Source organism: Paracoccus binzhouensis (assembly GCF_016446475.1).
Lineage (GTDB): Bacteria > Pseudomonadota > Alphaproteobacteria > Rhodobacterales > Rhodobacteraceae > Paracoccus > Paracoccus binzhouensis.
This window is the reverse complement of sequence record NZ_JAEHFP010000016.1, coordinates 13,382-31,097: the sequence shown is the minus strand read 5'-3', so window position 1 is coordinate 31,097 and position 17,716 is coordinate 13,382. Positions and strand designations below refer to the sequence as shown.

The window sequence follows — 17,716 nt, the reverse complement described above, 5'->3', positions numbered from 1 at the left end:
CCCAAATACTCAAGCGACCGCGCCACCGGCGGCCAGCCCGGCCGTCAATGCAAAAGCCGCGCAAACCCAAGGGCTTGCGCGGCTTTTGTTTCATGGTGCCCAGGAGAGGACTCGAACCTCCACGCCTTGCGGCACACGGACCTGAACCGTGCGCGTCTACCAATTCCGCCACCTGGGCAGGTCGCGTGAGCCGGGTGATTAAGCCCAGCCGCAGGGGGTGTCAACGGGGGATCTGCAAAAAACCTTCACAGGCCGCAAAAGTTTTTCCGGCCTCCCTCCGGCACCCGCTCCGCCCCCCTCCGCCCCCCGGGAACCGGCGCCCGGCGGGCCCGGCGCGGGACCGAATCCCCCCTGCCCGGCACAGCCAGCGGCACCCTGTCCTTTCATGCAGCTTGCCGGGCCAAGCCGCGCGGGACTAGAAGGCCTTGTCAGCCAGTGCCTTTTTCACCAGTTCAGAACCGAACGGATTCCTTCATGGATGATCTCAGAACCCGCGAATGGGATGCCATCGTGATCGGCACGGGTATCGGCGGGGGCACGGCGGGGCGCCGTCTGGCCGAAGCGGGGCTCTCGGTTCTCTACCTGGAAAAAGGCCCGGACCTGGGCGATGCCGACCTGCCCGCCCTGGGCGTTGACAGCCGCGACCCGGAAACCCGCCTTGCCAACGGCGCCTGGCCGCGCCTGCTCGAGGCCCGGCTGGACGGCGACTGGTGCGAGCTGGACGGCATGATCGGCACCGGGGTGGGCGGCACCTCGGCCTTCTACGCCGCCACGCTGGAACGGCCCGAGCGCCACGACCTGGAATCGGTCGAGGGCTCCCCGCATCCGACCGGCGGCTGGCCGGTTTCCTATGACGAGATGCGGCCCTGGTTCGAGCTGGCCGAGGATTACTTCCACATCAATGGCGAGGTCGATCCGCTGGCCCCGAACGGCGCGCGGCTGCTGCCGCCGGTGCTGCCGCTGCCGGCCTCGGACGCGGCGCTGATGTCGGACCTGCGGCGGGCGGGGATGCACCCCTATCGCACACATATGGCGGCGCGCTTCCTGCCGGGCTGCGCAAGCTGCTTCGGCCGGCGCTGCCCGCGGCGCTGCAAGATGGACGGCCGCTCGGCCGGGGTGCTGCCGGCGCTGGAGACCGGGCGCGCAGCGCTGATCGACCGCTGCCCGGTCATCCGCATCGAGGCCGACGGCGCCAGCGTCACCGGCGTGACCTGCCGCCGCGACGGCCAGGACTTCACCCTGCGCGCCAAGCGCTACGTCCTGGCGGCGGGCGGGCTGGCCTCGCCCTCGCTGCTGCTGCGCTCGCGCAGCGAGACCTGGCCGCAGGGCCTGGGCAACGGCAACGACCTGGTCGGCCGCAACCTGATGTTCCACCTGAGCGAGATCATCGCCATCTGGGCCGGCCGCGACCGGGGCGAGGACGGCGCCGCGCGCTCGATCAGCATGCGCGACCTGTATTTCATCGACGGGCAGCGCTTCGGCACCGTGCAGTCCATGGGGCTTTCCGCCGGGTTCGGCGAGATCCTGCATGCGCTGAACGGCCGCTTCGACCGCTCGCCGCTGCGCCGGCTGCGGCCGCTGCGCCACGGGCTGCGCATCCCGGCCATGGCGGCGGCGCGGCTGCTGGGCAATGCCAAGCTGTTCGTGGGCGTGCTCGAGGACCTGCCCTATGCCGGGAACCGCGTGCTCTCGGCCCCGGACGACACGGACGACACGGACCGGCTGCGCTTCCATTACGACATCTCGGACGAGCTGCGCCGCCGCCGCGCCGCCTTTCGCCGGGCGATGCGCCAGGCCTTCCGGCCGCATCGCGCCATGTTCATGGGCGCTTCGCCGCAGCTCAATTTCGCCCATCCCTGCGGCACGCTGCGCTTTGGCGATGACCCCGCGGAGAGCGTGCTGGACCGCGACTGCCGGATGCACGGGCTGGACAATCTCTATGTGGCCGATTCCTCGTTCATGCCGACCTCGAACGGGGTCAATCCCAGCCTGACCATCGCCGCCAATGCGCTGCGGGTGGCGGACGCGATCGTCGCAGGCTTGCGGCCACGGCTTGCCGCTGGCGGAAGCCTTGGCTATTGAGCAGACAAGCAAGCCACGAAGGGAGCGCCGCATGTCCGCAGCCAAGCTTGTCACCATCTATGGCGGGTCTGGATTCCTGGGCCGGCAGATCGCCCGGATCATGGCGGCCGAGGGCTGGCGCGTGCGCGTCGCCGTCCGCCGCCCGAACCAGGCCGGCGTCGTGCGCACATACGGCGCGCCGGGCCAGGTCGAGCCGGTGCCCTGCAACGTGCGCGACGACCTGTCGGTGACCGCCTGCATGGCCGATGCGGACGCGGTCATCAACTGCGTCGGCATCCTGGTGCGCGAGGGCAGGAACACCTTCGACGCCATCCACGAGGAAGCCGCCGGTCGCGTCGCCCGCATCGCCGCCGAGCGCGGCGTGGCGCATTTCGTGCATGTCTCGGCGCTGGGGGCCGACCCGGATTCGCCCAGCCGCTACGCCGCCTCGAAAGGCCGGGGCGAGGCCGCGGTGCTGGCGCATCGTCCCGATGCGGTGATCCTGCGGCCCTCGATCATCTTCGGCTCGGACGACCACTTCTACAACCGCATCGCCTCGATGACGCGGCTGGGGCCGATCCTGGTGGTGCCGGGCGCGAATTGCCCGGTGCAGCCGGTCTATGTCGAGGACGTGGCCCACGCCGCCGCCATGGCCGCCGCCGGCAAGGCCGGGCCGGGCATCTACGAGCTGGGCGGCCCCGACGTGCTGACCATGCGCGAGGTGGCGCAACAGGTGCTGGCCGCGACCGACCGCCGGCGCGCCATCGTCGGCCTGCCGCACTGGCTGGCCGGGGTGATGGGTTCGGTGCTGGATGCAGGCCAGGTGGTGACCGGCGGGCTGCTGACCAACCGCATCCTGACCCGCGACCAGGCCCGCACGCTGCGGCTGCCGAACAAGGTGGGCGAAGGCGTGAAGACCTTTGCCGACCTGGGCATCGAGCCGACCGCCGCCCCCGCCGTCATCGCGGAATATCTGTGGCGCTTCCGGCCCTCGGGGCAATATGAGGCGATCACCGCCTCGGCGAAGAACCTGCGCAACAACTGATGGACCACAACACCATCGTGGCCGCCGCCCTTGGACTGCTGGAGGGGCTGACCGAGTTCATCCCCGTGTCCTCGACCGGCCATGTGCTGCTGGCCGGGCATTTCCTGGGCTTCGATTCCCCCGGCCGCGCCTTCGAGGTGCTGATCCAGTTCGGCGCCATCCTGGCAATCCTGGGCGTCTATGCCGGCCGGCTGTGGCGGATCTTTTCCGGTGCCCCGCATGACCCGCGCGCCCGGCGCTTCATCGCCGCGGTGGCGCTGGCCTTTCTGCCGGCGGTGGTGATCGGCGTTCTGGCGCACCGGATCATCAAGGAGATCCTGTTCGAGACCCCGGCGCTGATCGCCACCATGCTGATCCTGGGCGGGATCGTGCTGCTGTTCGTGGACCGGATGGTCAAGCATCCGCGCTATCACGCCGCCGAGGACATCCCGATCGGCACCGCCATCGCCATCGGCTTCATCCAGTGCCTGGCGATGATTCCCGGCGTCTCGCGCTCGGGCGCGACCATCGTCGGTGCCCTGCTTCTGGGCGCCGACAAGCGTTCTGCCGCGGAATTCAGCTTCTTCCTGTCCATGCCGACCATGCTGGGCGCTTTCGTCTATGACTTCTACAAGAACCGCGACATCCTGGATGCGGCGGCGGCCGGCAACATCCTGGTCGGCTTTCTCTGCGCCTTCCTGGCGGCGGTCGTCGTGGTGCGCTGGTTGCTCGGTTACGTCTCGGCCCATGGTTATGCGCTGTTCGCCTGGTGGCGAATCGCGGTCGGTGCCGTGGTTTTGCTGGCTTTGCAGGCAGGTTGGTAACGTATGCTGACCTATTTTTCATGCTGCGGGTGCAGAAAATCGGGGGTGGGCGCAGAAAAACGGTAAATAGGTCAGCGTAGCTGACTTTTATTTGGCTGCGGCCTGACTTATCAGGCGGTGAACACCCTCGTCATCGAAGGACGCGCAGCCATGGCCACGCAGAAGATGCTCAAATTCGTCACCGTCGGGCGCGAGATGCCCGAGAAACGGGACGCGGCATCGCGCTCGGAGGATTTCCACGAGATCTATCGCGAGTTCGCCGACGCCAAGGCCAAGGAACAGGCCAGCCGCTGCAGCCAATGCGGCGTGCCCTATTGCCAGAGCCATTGCCCGCTGCATAACAACATTCCCGACTGGTTGCGCCTGACCGCCGAGGGGCGCACGCAGGAAGCCTATCTGCGCAGCCAGGAAACCAACACCTTCCCCGAGATCTGCGGCCGCATCTGCCCGCAGGACCGGCTGTGCGAGGGCAATTGCGTCATCGAGCAATCCGGCCACGGCACCGTCACCATCGGCGCGATCGAGAAATACATCACCGACACCGCCTGGGAGGAAGGCTGGGTCAAGCCCGCCGCCCCCGCCCAGGAACGCCCGGAATCCATCGGCATCATCGGCGCCGGGCCGGGCGGGCTTGCCGCCGCCGACCGGCTGCGCCGCATGGGCTTCCAGGTCACCGTCTACGACCGCCACGACCGCGCCGGCGGGCTGCTGATCTATGGCATTCCCGGCTTCAAGCTGGAAAAGCCCGTGGTCGAGCGCCGCACCCGGCAATTGCGCGACGGCGGCGTCGAATTCGTGCTGAACACCAATGTCGGCGAGGATATCAGCTTCGACGCGATCCGTGGCAAGCATGACGCGGTGCTGATCGCGACCGGCGTCTACAAGACCCGCGACCTGGACGTGGACAATGCCGAGGCCAAGGGCGTGGTGCGGGCGCTGGACTACCTGACGGCCTCGAACCGGGTCGACCTGGGCGACGAGATCCCGGATTACGAGGATGGCGAGCTGAACGCCCGCGGCAAGCGCGTCGTGGTGATCGGCGGCGGCGACACCGCCATGGACTGCGTGCGCACCGCCATCCGCCAGGGCGCGCAATCGGTCAAGTGCCTGTATCGCCGCGACCGCGCCAACATGCCGGGCAGCCAGCGCGAGGTGCAGAATGCCGAGGAGGAAGGCGTCGAATTCGTGTGGCTTTCCGCCCCCGGCGCCTTTGTCGGCCATGTCCCCGGCGAGGCGCGGCTGGCGCAGGAGCTCGACGTGGACGGCGAGCCGGTCGCGATCAGCGCCGTGCGCGTGCAGAAGATGCGGCTGGGCGCGCCCGATGTCAGCGGCCGGCAGTCGCCCGAGCTGATCGAGGGCGCCGATTACGACGAGCCGGCCGACCTGGTGATCAAGGCCCTGGGCTTCGAGCCCGAGGAGCTGCCGCGGCTCTGGGGCGTCGAGGGGCTGGAGGTGACGCGCTGGGGCACGGTCAAGGCCGATTACCAGACGCACCAGACCAGCCTGCCCGGCGTCTTTGCCGTGGGCGACATCGTGCGCGGCGCCAGCCTGGTGGTCTGGGCGATCCGCGACGGCCGCGAGGCCGCCGACAGCATCGCCGGCTTCCTGGCCGACAGCACCCGCGTCGCCGCCGAATAAGGGGGTGTGACCATGATGCACAGCAAAGGCACAGGGCGTACACAGGGCGTACACCGGCTGCGCGCGTTGCCGGCCGGGCGCCGCGCAACGCTTGCGGCGGGTGCGGCAGCCATGCTGACCCTTTCCACGCTGCCGCCTTTCGCGCTTCCGGCCGCGGCGGCGAATTTCACTCCGCCCGACGGTTGCCGGCTGGAGATCACGGTGCAGAACCGCGGCTGCACCGTCTCGCAGCATTACCGCTGCAGCGGCGACGCGCCGGGCGACCAATGGGTGACCTATTTCACCCGCGAGGGCGCCACCTACCAGTCGCGCATCGACCGCGAGACGCGCTGGATGGAAAGCACCGACCTGCGCAGCGGCCTGGTGGACGTGCTGGAGGAGCAGGCGGCCGACCATGCCTCGTTCAGCACGCTGGCCAGGACCGGGCGGGACGATTTCGATTTCTGGACCCGCTCGAACAGCGGCGAGCGGCTGCGCCATGTCGGCCATGACGAGCTGACCGGCGAGACGGTGCAGATCGACGGCGTGACGCTGGAGGTCACGCGCTTCGAGCTGACCACCTTCAGCGCCACGGGCGAGGTGCTGATCCAGCGCCAGGGCCAGCAATTCATCAGCCGCGCCCAGGGCCGGTTCTATGGCGGGGTCGAGACCTCGGAGGACTGGACCGGCGCGCGGCAAGAGACCAACGACAGCCCGGTGACCTTCTCGTTCCCCGGACAACCCGGCTTCGGCTCGACCGTGCCGGAATATGATTGCGACCTGCAGATGGTGGGCGGCCAGGGCGCCGGCACCCTCGGGCAGCTTATGAAGGAGGCACGGACGTGAAGGACTGTGAACAGATGAGCTGGGAACAGCAGGAACAGGCCCGCCGCGACTGGATGGCCGAACATTCGCTGTATCGGGCCGAGGACGAGCATTCCTCCTGCGGCGTCGGGCTGGTGGTCAACCTGGACGGCAAGTCCAGCCGCAAGGTGGTCGAGGCCGGCATCAACGCCCTGAAGGCGATCTGGCATCGCGGCGCGGTGGACGCGGACGGCAAGACCGGCGACGGCGCCGGCATCCATGTGCAGATCCCGGTGCCCTTCTTCTACGACCAGGTGCGCCGCACCGGGCACGAGCCGGACCAGAAGAAGCTGATCGCCGTCGGCCAATGCTTCCTGCCGCGCACCAATTTCGCCCAGCAGGAGGCCTGCCGGACCATCGTCGAGTCCGAAGTGCTGCGCATGGGCCATTACATCTATGGCTGGCGGCACGTGCCGGTGAACACCAGCGTTCTGGGCGAAAAGGCCAATGCCACCCGCCCCGAGATCGAGCAGATCCTGATCCGCTGCGAAAAGGACATCGACCAGGAGCAGTTCGAGCGCGAGCTCTACATCATCCGCCGCCGGATCGAGAAGGCGGCGCTGGCGGCGCAGATCAGCAGCCTTTACCTGTGCACGCTGTCCTGCCGGTCGATCATCTACAAGGGCATGATGCTGGCCGAGCAGGTCGCTGAATTCTATCCCGACCTGAAGGACGAACGCTTCGAAAGCGCCTTCGCCATCTATCACCAGCGCTATTCCACCAACACCTTCCCGCAATGGTGGCTGGCGCAGCCCTTCCGCATGCTGGCCCATAACGGCGAGATCAACACGCTGAAGGGCAACTCGAACTGGATGCGCAGCCACGAGATCCGCATGGCCAGCCGCGCCTTCGGCGAGATGGCCGAGGATATCAAGCCGATCATCCCCGGCGGGTCGTCCGACTCGGCGGCGCTGGATGCGGTGTTCGAGGTGATGGTGCGGTCCGGCCGCTCGGCGCCGATGACCAAGACCATGCTGGTGCCCGAGGCCTGGTCCAAGGCCACCACCGACATGCCGCAGGCCTGGGCCGACATGTATGCCTATTGCAACGCGGTGATGGAACCCTGGGACGGGCCGGCAGCGCTGGCGATGACCGACGGGCGCTGGGTCTGCGGCGGCCTGGACCGCAACGGGCTGCGGCCGCTGCGCTATGTGGTGACCGGCGACAACCTGCTGATCGCCGGCTCGGAAGCCGGCATGGTGCCGGTGAACGAAACCACGGTGCGCGAGAAGGGCGCGCTGGGTCCGGGCCAGATGATCGCCGTCGACATGGCCGAGGGCAAGCTCTACCACGACCGCGAGATCAAGGATTACCTGGCCGCCGCCCAGCCCTTCGGCGAGTGGATCGAGAAGGTGGTGCAGCTGTCCGAGGTGATGCGCGACCTGCCCGAGGAACTGGCCTTTACCGGCGAGGAGCTGCGCCGCCGCCAGATCGCCGCCGGCTACACGGTCGAGGAAATCGAATCGATGCTGGCGCCGATGGCCGAGGACGGCAAGGAAGCGCTGGCCTCGATGGGCGACGACACCCCGCCGGCAGTGCTGTCGGGCCAGTATCGACCGCTGTCGCATTTCTTCCGCCAGAACTTCAGCCAGGTGACCAACCCGCCCATCGACAGCCTGCGCGAGACGCGGGTGATGAGCCTCAAGACCCGCTTCGGCAACCTCAAGAACGTGCTGGACGAATCCAGCGCGCAGACCGAGATCCTGCTGCTGGAAAGCCCCTTCGTCGCCAATGGCGAATTTGCCGAGATGATGAAGATGTTCGGCGATGCGGTGACGCAGATCGACTGCACCTTCGATGATGGCGCCGGCCCCGAGGCCATGGCCGAGGCGCTGGCCCGCATCCGCGCCGAGGCCGAGGATGCCGTGCGTTCCGGCGCCGGCCACCTGGTGCTGACCGACGAGAAGATCGGCCCGGACCGCATCGGCCTGCCGATGATCCTGGCGACCAGCGCCATCCATTCCTGGCTGACGCGCAAGGGGCTGCGGACCTTCTGCTCGCTCAACGTGCGTTCGGCGGAATGCATCGACCCGCATTATTTCGCGGTGCTGATCGGCTGCGGCGCGACCACGGTGAACCCTTATCTGGCGCAGGACACCATCGCCGAGCGGATCGAGCGCGGGCTGCTCTCGGGCTCGCTGATCGAGAACATGCGCAACTATCGCGATGCCATCGACGCCGGACTCTTGAAGATCATGGCCAAGATGGGGATCTCGGTGCTCAGCTCCTATCGCGGCGGGCTGAACTTCGAGGCGGTGGGGCTGTCGCGCGCCATGGTCGCGGAATATTTCCCCGGCATGCAGTCGCGCATTTCCGGCATCGGTCTGCACGGGTTGCAGGCCAAGCTGGAGGAGATCCACGCCAAGGGCTTCCACAGCCCGGTGACCGACCTGCTGCCGGTGGGCGGCTTCTACAAGGCGCGCCGCTCGGGCGAGAAGCACGCCTGGGAAGCCAACACCATGAAGCTGCTGCAGGTGGCCTGCGAGAAGGCCAGCTATGACGTCTGGAAGCAGTTCACCGCCACCATGCGGGCGAACCCGCCGATCCACCTGCGCGACCTGCTGGACATCAAGCCGCTGGGCAAGCCGGTGCCGCTGGAGGAGGTGGAATCGATCACCTCGATCCGCAAGCGCTTCGTGACGCCGGGCATGTCGCTGGGGGCGCTGTCGCCCGAGGCGCATATGACGCTGAACATCGCCATGAACCGCATCGGCGCGAAATCCGACAGCGGCGAGGGCGGCGAGGACCCGGCGCACAGCCACCCGCTGCCGAATGGCGACAACCCCTGCGCCAAGATCAAGCAGGTCGCCTCGGGCCGCTTCGGCGTCACCGCCGAATACCTGAACGCCTGCGAAGAGCTGGAGATCAAGGTCGCCCAGGGCGCCAAGCCCGGCGAGGGCGGCCAGCTGCCCGGCATGAAGGTCACCGACCTGATCGCGCGGCTGCGGCACTCGACCAAGGGCGTGACGCTGATCTCGCCGCCGCCGCACCACGATATCTATTCGATCGAGGACCTGGCGCAGCTGATCTACGACCTGAAGCAGATCAACCCGCGCGCCAAGATCACCGTGAAGCTGGTGGCGTCCTCGGGCGTCGGCACCATCGCGGCGGGCGTGGCCAAGGCCAAGGCCGACGTGATCCTGATCTCGGGGCACAACGGCGGCACCGGGGCCAGCCCGGCGACCTCGATCAAGTTCGCCGGCCTGCCTTGGGAGATGGGCCTGACCGAGGCGCATCAGGTTCTGGCGATGAACCGGCTGCGCGACCGGGTGACGCTGCGCACCGACGGCGGCCTGCGCACCGGCCGCGACATCGTCATGGCGGCGATGATGGGGGCCGAGGAATACGGCATCGGCACCGCGGCGCTGATCGCCATGGGCTGCATCATGGTGCGCCAGTGCCAGTCGAACACCTGCCCGGTCGGCGTCTGCACCCAGGACGAGAAGCTGCGGGCGATGTTCACCGGCTCGGCCGACAAGGTGGTGAACCTGATCACCTTCTATGCGACCGAGGTGCGGGAAATCCTGGCCAGCATCGGCGCGCGTTCGCTCGACGAGGTGATCGGCCGCGCCGACCTGCTGACCCAGGTCAGCCGGGGCGACAAGTCGCTGGACGACCTGGACCTGAACCCGCTGCTGATCACCGTCGATGGCAGCGAGAAGATCGTCTACGACCGCAGCAAGCCGCGCAACGCGGTGCCGGACACGCTGGATGCCGAGATCATCCGCGACGCCAGCCGCTTCTTCTCGGATGGCGAGAAGATGCAGCTGAGCTACGCGGTGCGGAACACCCAGCGCACGGTCGGCACCCGGACCAGCTCGATGATCGTGCAGACCTTCGGCATGCGCAACAGCCTGCAGCCCGATCACCTGACGGTGCGGCTGACCGGCAGCGCCGGGCAGTCCTTGGGTGCCTTCGCGGCGCCGGGGCTGAAGATCGAGGTCTCGGGCGATGCCAACGACTATGTCGGCAAGGGGCTCTCGGGCGGCACCATCGTGGTGCGGCCGCCGATGGCCAGCCCGCTGGTCGCGGCGGACAACACCATCATCGGCAATACCGTTCTGTATGGCGCGACCGACGGCCACCTGTTCGCAGCCGGCCGCGCCGGCGAGCGCTTCGCGGTCCGGAACTCGGGCGCCAAGGTGGTGATCGAGGGCTGCGGCAGCAACGGCTGCGAATACATGACCGGCGGCGTCGCGGTGATCCTGGGCCGGATCGGGGCCAATTTCGGCGCCGGCATGACCGGGGGCATGGCCTATCTCTACGATCCCGAGGGGCTGGCACGCGACTATATCAACGCCGAGACGCTGGTGCTGTGCCCGGTGACGCAGCCGCATTGGGAAGAGCAGCTGAGGGGGCTGGTCGAGCGGCATTACCAGGAGACCCGCTCGCGCCGGGCCGAGGGGATCTTGCAGAACTGGGAGGAAGAAAAGCTGAACTTCCTGCAAGTCTGCCCCAGGGAGATGCTGCCGCACCTGAAGCATCCCATCGCGGATGTCGAGGATCTGGCGGCGATCCCGGCGGAGTGATCCGAAGGGGCCCCGCGGGGCCCCTTTGCCTGTCGGGCGCAGCGAATGGCGGCTCGGGCCGCGGTCCTGTCCTTGCGCTGGATGGCCGCGGGCTGGCAGGCCGGGCCTTTCAGGATGAAGGGCGCGGGGCTTGCGCCGGCGGTTCTCGCATGGGAACAAGACCCGTTTCTTGCTGCTTTCAGGATGCGTTTCATGACCAGAAAATCCTTGCTGATCTCTGCCCCGCTGCTGGCCCTGGCCTTGCTGACGGGTTGCCGCGACGAACAGGGCGAAGGCCCGATGAAGCCCGGCATCTATTCGGTGGTGACCGTCGAGGGCAGCCAGAACCGCACGATCTTCAAGGAGGACGGCACCTTCGCCGACATGGAGGACAACAACCCCAAGCCGGTCGCCGAGGGCAAATGGTGGCGCGAGGACGGCAGGCTGTGCGTGCAGCCGACCGATGCCGCAGAGCCGCTCTGCGCCGAGGAAAAGCCGCTGGGCGATGACGGCAGCTTCTCGCTGATGGCGAATGGCGTCACGCTGGAATTCAAGGCGCTGGCGCAATGACCGGCGGCATGGCCGCGGTCTTCGTGCTGCTGGTGGCGCTGTTCGCCGGACCGGCCTTCGCGCTGATGTTCAAGACCCCGATGGCGCGGGCCACCTTCGACAAGCGCCGCGCGCGCTTTGCCGAGGGCAAGCTGAAGAAGGATCCGCAGACCGACCTGATCGGCCCGCACCGGCCGTTCTGGCGCAACTGGCTGCTGGCCTCGCTGATCTTCGGCGTCGTGACGGCGGCGGTGATGGCGGGGCTGGCCCGGCTGGGCGCCTGAGGCCGGAAAGGCGGTTGGCGGGGCCGGCACGGGGCGTTAGAGAACCCCCGGCGCGGGACCAGAAGGGGAATCGGCATGTCCGCCACCGAGAAGATCGCCCTGGGCAGCATCCTCGTCGGCCTGGTCGTGCTGGGGCTGAAGGCGCTGGCCTGGTGGCTGACCGGCTCGGTCGCGCTGCTTTCGGACGCGCTGGAAAGCACGGTGAACGTGGCGACGGCCCTGGCGGCGCTGATCGCCATCCGCGTCGCCGCCAAGCCCGCCGACAAGGACCATCCCTATGGCCACCACAAGGCCGAATTCTTCAGCGCCGTGCTGGAGGGGGTGATGATCATCGTCGCCGCGCTGCTGATCCTGCGCGAAGCCTGGCACGGCTTCCAGAACCCGCGCATGCTGGACGCGCCCTGGCAGGGGCTGCTGGTCAACGGCCTGGCCAGCGTGCTGAACGGGCTGTGGTGCTGGGTGCTGATCGGTCGCGGCCGCCGGCTGCGCTCGCCGGCGCTGGTCGCGGACGGGCATCACCTGCTGTCGGACGTGATCTCCTCGGCCGGCGTCGTGGCCGGGGTGGCGCTGGCGGTGCTGACCGGCTGGGCGGTGCTGGACCCGGCGCTGGCGGCGCTGGTCGCGCTCAACATCCTGTGGTCGGGCTGGAAGGTCACGGCCAGCTCGCTTTCCGGGCTGATGGACGAGGCGGTGGCCGAGGAAACGCTGGCCGACATCCGCGCCACCATCTCGGACGCGGCCACCGGCGCCATCGAGGCGCATGACCTGCGCACCCGCCATGCCGGGCCGCGCACTTTCATCGACTTCCACCTGGTGGTGGACGGCCAGACCACGGTCGATGCCGCGCATGAGATCTGCGACCGCGTCGAGCAGGCGCTGAAGAAGAAGCTGCCCGGCGCGCTGATCACCATCCATGTCGAGCCCGAGCACAAGGCCAAGCATTCGGGCGTTCTGGTGATCTAGCCCCCGGACTGCGGCAGGCGCAGCACGGTCACGTCGCAGGGCGCCTCGGCCACCACGCGGGACGAGACCGAGCCGAGATAGCGCCGGGTCGAGGAACTGGCCCGCGCCCCCATCATGATATGGTCGGCCATGATGCGGCGGGCATGGTCCAGGATCTCGCCGGCCGGGTCGGTGCCCTCGAGCACGGTGAAGGTCACGCGGTCCTCGGGCAGGCCCAGGCGCTGGCCCCAGGCCCTCAGCGCCACCAGCCGGCTGACATGCAGGTGCCGCCCCTCGTCGTCGGTGCCGGTGTCGATGCCGATGCGATGGGTGCGGATGACGTTGACGCAGGCCACCCGCGCCTGCGGCCGCACCGACAGCAGGTCGCGCATGCCGTTCAGGATGCGCTCGGACAGCCGCTCCATGTCCGGCGCCAGGTCCACGGCGGCGATCAGCACCGGGGCTTCCATGATCTGCGCCGCGGTGCCGCCGGGCGGCCGGGCGAAGCTGCGCAGCCGGCCCATCCGGCGCCGCCGGCGCCAGACCGTCCAGAAGCCGTCGCGGGTCATGCGGGTGGCGCGGGCGGTCAGCGCCACCTTCTCGGGATGTTCCAGATCGAACAGAAGCTGCGCGGCCGAGGCGGTGCGCTCGGCCGGATCGACGGCCAGGGCGCGCAGGATCACCTCCTGCAGCCAGGGCGGGATGCCCGGGTCGATGGCGCGCGGCGGCAAGGGGTCGCGCCACAGCCGCCGGCGGGCGCCGCGCAGGCCGGGCGGGTCGCCGAAGGGCAGCTGCCCGGTGACGAGCTGGTAGAGCATCGCCCCCAGCGCGAAGACGTCGCTGCGCAGCTCGTCGCGCCGGCCCAGGATCTGCTCGGGCGCGATATAGGGAAAGCTGCCCATCGGGCTGGCGAATTCCTCGGCCAGCAGGTCGGGCAGCAGGTCGCTATGCGCCAGACCGAAGTCGATGCAGACCACGGTGCCGTCCGGCCGGGTCATCATGTTGCCGGGCTTCAGGTCCAGGTGGATCACCTGCTGGCGATGCAGGTCGTGCACCGCCGCCGCCATGCGCCGCGCCAGGTCCAGCGCCCGGTCCAGGGCCAGAGGCGCGGTGTTGAACAGCGGCTGCAGGCTGGTGCCGGGAATGGCCTCGGTCACCAGATAGGGCATCGGGTCGAAGCCGCCGCTGGCGATCACCCGCGGCACATGCGGGCCGGAGAGGCGCGGCAGGATCATCTGCTCGACCTCGAAGCCGACGATGGTCGGACCGTCGAATCCGTCCAGGATGGTCGGCACCTTCATCACCATCGGCAGGTCATGGTCGGGATGCGTCACCGGCCAGATGGTGGCGAAGCCGCCCTTGTGCAGGCGCGGGCCCAGGGTGAAGCCGTCGATCCGCATCCCTTCGGCCGGCCGCATCAGCGCCCCTCCAGCAGGCGCTGCGCCAGCGCCTCGGGCAGGCCCTCGGCCCGCAGGCGCGAGGCGACGGCGGCCGCGTCATAGGCCACCCGGCGCAGGGTCAGCTCGTTGCGGTCGGTGTCGAGCAGCGCATAGCCGGCCTGCGGCACGCCGTCGCGTGGCTGTCCGACCGCGCCCAGCACCGCCAGCCAGCGCCGCGAGCCGAGCAGCGGAAAGCCCTCGCCGATGCGGGGCGGATGGTCATGCACCGTGCCGCGCAGGTCGCAGCTGTAAAGCTGCGGCACATGCACGTGGCCGCACAGGATCAGCCGGGCGTCGCAGGCGCGAAAGCTGGGCGCGGCCGAGCCGGGGCCGGTCACATAGACCCAGTCCCGCGGCGCCTGCGCCCCGGCATGGACCAGCAGCACCTCGCCCCGCCGCTCGGTCAGCGGCAGGGCCGCCAGGAAGCCGCGCTGCGCCGGTGACAGCCGCGGCCGCGTCCAGTCGATCACGGCGCGGGCCTGCGCATTCAGGCTTTCGGCCGCGTCGACGGCGCTGTCGTGATTGCCCCGAAGGCAGATCGCGCCCTCGGCCACCAGCCGCATGGCACGATCCACGCACCATTCCGGATCGGGACCATAGCCGACGATGTCGCCCAAGATGGCGAAGCCGGTCGCGCCGCGGGCCCGCGCATCCTCGAGCACGGCGGCGAAGGCCTCGCGATTGGCATGGATGTCGCTGAGCACAGCAAGCAGCACCGGCCGCCCCTCCCCCTTGCCTGCCTGAAAAAACAGTAGGAGCGGCCCGGCCGGCGCGCAAGCGCGCTGCGACAAAAGGCGTCAGCGCAGCCGCCTGCCCTGAGCGTCGAAATGAAAGGCGCGGTTCGGCTCGAAGCCCAGGCCCACCACCTCGTCCACGGCATAATCCCGTTCGCCGAACAGCCGCACGGTCAGAAGGCCGTGGTCCTCCGAGGAAAGATAGACCAGCGTCTCGCCGCCCAGCTTCTCGACATGGCTGACGCGGCCGCTGATCTGGCCGCCGCCGGGCGTCAGGTGCTCGGGGCGGATGCCCAGCCTGTCCGAGTTGAGGCCCAGCTTGCCGGCATCCAGGAAATTCATCTGCGGGCTGCCGATGAAGCCGGCGACGAAGGTGTTATCGGGGTCGTTATACAGGTCCATCGGCCGGCCCACCTGCTCGACCACGCCGCCGCGCAAGACGACGATCTTGTCGGCCAGCGTCATCGCCTCGACCTGGTCATGGGTGACATAGATCATCGTCGCGCCCAGCTCGCGATGCAGCCGGGCGATCTCGATCCGGGTCTGCACGCGCAGCGCCGCGTCCAGGTTCGACAGCGGCTCGTCGAACAGGAACAGCTTCGGCCGCCGCACGATGGCGCGGCCGATGGCGACGCGCTGGCGCTGGCCGCCCGACAGCTCGGCCGGGCGCCGCTCCAGCAGATGGTCCAGCGCCAGCATCTCGGCCGCCTTGCCGGTCGCCGCCTCGATCTGCGCGCGGGGCGTGCCGGCCTGCTTCAGCGCCAGCCCCATGTTGTCGCGCACGGTCAGGTGCGGGTAAAGCGCATAGCTCTGGAACACCATGGCGATCTCGCGCCGGGCCGGGGCCAGGTCGTTGACGCGCGCGCCGTCGATGGCCACGTCGCCCGAGGTCACGTCCTCGAGCCCGGCGATCATGCGCAGCAGCGTGGACTTGCCGCAGCCCGAGGGGCCGACGAAGACGCAGAACTCGCCATCCTCGACCGCCAGGTCCACGCCCTTGATGACCTGGGTGGCGCCGAAGGACTTGGTGACTTGGGTAAGGGTCAGGGCTCCCATCGGGATCTCCTTGCTGCAAGACGGATCATTTGACGGCGCCGGCGGTGATCCCGCGGATCAGCTGGCGCGAGAAGATCAGGTAAAGCACCAGCACCGGCAGGATGGCGAGGCTCAGCGCCGCCAGCACCGCGTTCCAGTTGGTGACGAACTGGCCGATGAAGACCTGGCTGCCCAGGGTGACGGTCTTGGTCGCCTCGCTGGGCGCCAGGATCAGCGGGAACCACAGGTCGTTCCAGATCGGGATCATGGTGAAGACGGCGACGGTGGCCATGGCCGGCCGCACCAGCGGCAGGACCAGCCGGAAGAAGATGGTGTATTCCGACAGTCCGTCGATGCGGCCGGCATTCTTCAGGTCGTCCGAGACGCCGCGCATGAACTCGGACAGGATGAACACCGCCAGCGGCAACCCTTGGGCGGTATAGACCAGCACCAGCGCCGTCAGCGTGTTCACCAGCCCGGAGGCCACCATCATCTGCAGGATGGCGACGGTGCCCAGCCGGATCGGGATCATGATCCCCAAGGCCAGATACAGCCCCATCAGCATGTTGCCGCGAAAGCGGTATTCCGACAGCGCGAAGGCCGCCATGGCGCCGAACAGCAGCACGAAGAACAGGCTGGCCACGGTGACGATCAGCGAGTTCTGGAAATAAAGGACGAAATCCCCCTGCGCCAGCACCGTGCGATAGCCGACCAGGTCGAAGCTTTCCGGCCCCGGCACGGCCAGCGGATCGGCGAAGATCGCGCGGCGGTTCTTGAAGCTGTTGATGACCACGACGAAGACCGGGAACAGCGCGATCGCGGTATACAGGATCAGCACGGCATGGGCGGCCAGGCTGCGAGCAGTGGAATGGCGGGCTTGGCTCATGGCTCTCCCCTCAGAACTGATAGCGGCGCAGCCGGCGCTGGATGGCGAACAGGTAGAAGCCGACGCCCAGCAGGATGATGCCGAACATGGCGGTGGCGATGGTCGCGCCCATATGCGGGTCGCCGATCTGCAGCTGGAAGCCGAAGAAGGTGCGGTACAGGAAGGTCCCCAGGATGTCGGTCGAGAAATTCGGCCCGGCCAAGGCGCCCTGCGTCACGTAGATCAGGTCGAAGGCGTTGAAATTGCCGACGAAGGTCAGGATCGAGATGATGCCGATCGAGGGCAGGATCAGCGGCAGCTTGATCTTCCAGAACTGCGACCAGCCGGTGACGCCGTCCATCTCGGCCGCCTCGATCACCTCGTCGGGGATCGACAGCAGCGCGGCATAGATCAGCATCATCGGGATGCCGACGAATTGCCAGACCGAGATCAGCGCCAGCGTGGTCAGCGCCGTGCCCTCGCGACCCAGCCAGGGCGCGAACAGCGATTTCAGCCCGACGGCGTCCAGCATCCCCGGCGCAATGCCCCAGATCGGCGACAGGATCAGCTTCCAGACGAAGCCGACGATGACGAAGCTCAGGATGGTCGGGATGAAGATCGCGGTGCGATAGAAGGCCGCCCCGCGCAGCCGCGGCGAGCTCAGCAGCGCCGCCAGCGCCACGCCGACCGGGTTCTGCACCAGCATGTGCACCAGGAAGAACCAGGCATTGTTGCCCAGCGCGTTCCAGAAGCTCGCCGACCAGCGCGGATCGCCGAACAGCGTGGCGAAGTTCCGCAGCCCGACGAAGACCCGCCCGCCCTCGCCGGTATTGAACAGCGACAGGTTCAGCGTCCCGAACAGCGGCACGATCATGATGGCGGTATAGACCAGCACCGCGGGGGCAAGAAACACCGCGATATGCCAGCGAAACGCTTTCCGCTGCGCCATGACGCCCTCCTCTTTTCCGTT

The 17,716-nt window shown here is 68.4% G+C and carries 14 protein-coding genes and 1 tRNA gene; 9 read left to right on the top strand and 6 right to left on the bottom strand.

What is annotated here, in order from left to right; all coding sequences use genetic code 11:
* Positions 1-93: 93 nt before the first annotated feature.
* A tRNA-Leu gene (locus I9P22_RS06365) sits at positions 94-178 on the bottom strand.
* Between the two features lie 296 nt (positions 179-474).
* Between I9P22_RS06365 and I9P22_RS06360 the strand changes: the two genes are divergently transcribed.
* The 9 genes from I9P22_RS06360 (at position 475) to I9P22_RS06320 (ending at position 12,694) form a co-directional block, all read left to right on the top strand.
* Positions 475-2,082: a GMC oxidoreductase gene (locus tag I9P22_RS06360; RefSeq protein WP_199258517.1), complete on the top strand. Its 1,608-nt coding sequence runs from the start codon at positions 475-477 to the stop codon at positions 2,080-2,082.
* A 31-nt stretch (positions 2,083-2,113) separates the two neighbouring features.
* Entirely contained in the window at positions 2,114-3,106 is a 993-nt protein-coding gene (locus I9P22_RS06355) for a complex I NDUFA9 subunit family protein (RefSeq protein ID WP_199258516.1), read from the top strand.
* Positions 3,106-3,909: an undecaprenyl-diphosphate phosphatase gene (locus I9P22_RS06350; protein ID WP_408635151.1), complete on the top strand. Its 804-nt coding sequence runs from the start codon at positions 3,106-3,108 to the stop codon at positions 3,907-3,909. The genes I9P22_RS06355 and I9P22_RS06350 overlap by 1 nt, the downstream gene beginning before the upstream one ends.
* 150 nt (positions 3,910-4,059) lie before the next feature.
* A complete protein-coding gene (locus I9P22_RS06345; RefSeq protein WP_199258515.1) occupies positions 4,060-5,547 on the top strand; it encodes an NAD(P)-dependent oxidoreductase in 1,488 nt (495 codons plus the stop codon).
* A 111-nt stretch (positions 5,548-5,658) separates the two neighbouring features.
* On the top strand, positions 5,659-6,372 hold the full coding sequence (locus tag I9P22_RS06340) for a hypothetical protein (RefSeq protein ID WP_199258514.1): 714 nt from the start codon (positions 5,659-5,661) through the stop codon (positions 6,370-6,372).
* A 14-nt stretch (positions 6,373-6,386) separates the two neighbouring features.
* Positions 6,387-10,919 carry a glutamate synthase large subunit gene (gltB, locus tag I9P22_RS06335; RefSeq protein ID WP_199258537.1) on the top strand — a complete coding sequence of 1,511 codons (4,533 nt, stop codon included), beginning with the start codon at positions 6,387-6,389 and terminating at the stop codon, positions 10,917-10,919.
* 192 nt (positions 10,920-11,111) lie between these two features.
* Positions 11,112-11,468, top strand: coding sequence for a hypothetical protein (locus I9P22_RS06330; RefSeq protein WP_199258513.1), 357 nt, complete (start codon positions 11,112-11,114; stop codon positions 11,466-11,468).
* Positions 11,465-11,731: a hypothetical protein gene (locus I9P22_RS06325; RefSeq protein ID WP_199258512.1), complete on the top strand. Its 267-nt coding sequence runs from the start codon at positions 11,465-11,467 to the stop codon at positions 11,729-11,731. Before I9P22_RS06330 ends, I9P22_RS06325 begins: the two co-directional genes overlap by 4 nt.
* A 75-nt stretch (positions 11,732-11,806) precedes the next feature.
* The gene (locus I9P22_RS06320; RefSeq protein ID WP_199258511.1) at positions 11,807-12,694 is read left to right on the top strand and encodes a cation diffusion facilitator family transporter; all 888 of its coding nucleotides are present in this window, start codon (positions 11,807-11,809) and stop codon (positions 12,692-12,694) included.
* Here the strand turns inward: I9P22_RS06320 and I9P22_RS06315 are convergent.
* The 5 genes from I9P22_RS06315 to I9P22_RS06295 all read right to left on the bottom strand — a co-directional run bounded on the left by I9P22_RS06315 (position 12,691) and on the right by I9P22_RS06295 (position 17,695).
* A complete protein-coding gene (locus tag I9P22_RS06315) occupies positions 12,691-14,091 on the bottom strand; it encodes a bifunctional serine/threonine-protein kinase/universal stress protein (RefSeq protein WP_199258510.1) in 1,401 nt (466 codons plus the stop codon). The two genes, I9P22_RS06320 and I9P22_RS06315, sit on opposite strands and share 4 nt — an antisense overlap.
* Positions 14,091-14,828, bottom strand: coding sequence for a metallophosphoesterase family protein (locus tag I9P22_RS06310; RefSeq protein ID WP_199258509.1), 738 nt, complete (start codon positions 14,826-14,828; stop codon positions 14,091-14,093). The genes I9P22_RS06315 and I9P22_RS06310 overlap by 1 nt, the downstream gene beginning before the upstream one ends.
* Before the next feature lie 81 nt (positions 14,829-14,909).
* The gene (locus I9P22_RS06305) at positions 14,910-15,902 is read right to left on the bottom strand and encodes an ABC transporter ATP-binding protein (RefSeq protein WP_199258508.1); all 993 of its coding nucleotides are present in this window, start codon (positions 15,900-15,902) and stop codon (positions 14,910-14,912) included.
* A gap of 25 nt (positions 15,903-15,927) precedes the next feature.
* Positions 15,928-16,767 carry a carbohydrate ABC transporter permease gene (locus tag I9P22_RS06300; protein WP_199258507.1) on the bottom strand — a complete coding sequence of 280 codons (840 nt, stop codon included), beginning with the start codon at positions 16,765-16,767 and terminating at the stop codon, positions 15,928-15,930.
* Positions 16,768-16,777: 10 nt separating this feature from the next.
* Positions 16,778-17,695 (bottom strand): carbohydrate ABC transporter permease, encoded by a 918-nt coding sequence (locus tag I9P22_RS06295; RefSeq protein ID WP_199258506.1) that lies wholly within the window; start codon positions 17,693-17,695, stop codon positions 16,778-16,780.
* Positions 17,696-17,716 lie beyond the last annotated feature (21 nt).